The organism is Paraburkholderia sp. Ac-20347 (assembly GCF_017104805.1).
GTDB classification, from domain to species: domain Bacteria; phylum Pseudomonadota; class Gammaproteobacteria; order Burkholderiales; family Burkholderiaceae; genus Paraburkholderia; species Paraburkholderia tropica.
Genome location: NZ_JAAGPN010000644.1, coordinates 1 through 649 on the forward strand (window position 1 = coordinate 1; position 649 = coordinate 649).

Annotated in this window: 1 pseudogene and 1 riboswitch; the pseudogene reads left to right on the plus strand. The window is 72.4% G+C overall.

Annotated features, from left to right (window positions below):
* Positions 1-198: 198 nt before the first annotated feature.
* Positions 199-393: riboswitch (cobalamin riboswitch) on the minus strand.
* A gap of 62 nt (positions 394-455) precedes the next feature.
* Positions 456-649, plus strand: a pseudogene (locus G3N97_RS39195) (bifunctional cobalt-precorrin-7 (C(5))-methyltransferase/cobalt-precorrin-6B (C(15))-methyltransferase); the annotation flags it as partial.

Genomic DNA, 649 nt, shown 5'->3' on the forward strand with positions numbered 1-649 from the left:
CGTCACGCGCCGCGACCACGCGCACGAGCCCCGGGCACGCCGAGCGGCGCGCCTCGGCAAGCGTGGCAGGAGACGAAGCGGGCTGCGAGTCGTGATTCAAGGGACACCGTGGTTGCGTCGCGCGAGGCGGAGCGCCCCGGCGCGGCATGCGCTGGCGGGACGATGGCCGCCGGTACACCCCGCCCGGCATGGGCTCGCACGAACAGTCGTTCGGCCGGCAGGTCTCCTGGCTCGCAGGTCGGCGGCCGCATCGGCCTTCCCGGTAAAACCAGTGGCTCGGGTGGATGCGGTCTCGCTGCTCACAGTCGCGGGGGCGGCCACAGTTTTGCTGTGTTCCCTTTTGTGCCGTCGAGGTTTTCAGGCCCGTCCGGCGCCGGCGGAAGCGGTATTATGCCCGTTTTCCAGCGTGCTCCGCGAGACGAAACGGCGCGCGCGCAACCCGGAACGGAGATCGGATGCAGGGCAGGCGGGCGTGGCTGACGGTGATCGGCATAGGCGACGACGGATACGCGGGACTCGGACGCGCCGCGCGGCGCGCGCTGTTCGAGGCGGATGTCGTGACGGGCGGCGAGCGTCATCTCGCGATGCTGCCCGCGCGCGTGGGCGCGCGCCGCGAGGCCTGGCCGCAGCCGTTCAGCGTCGCGCCGCT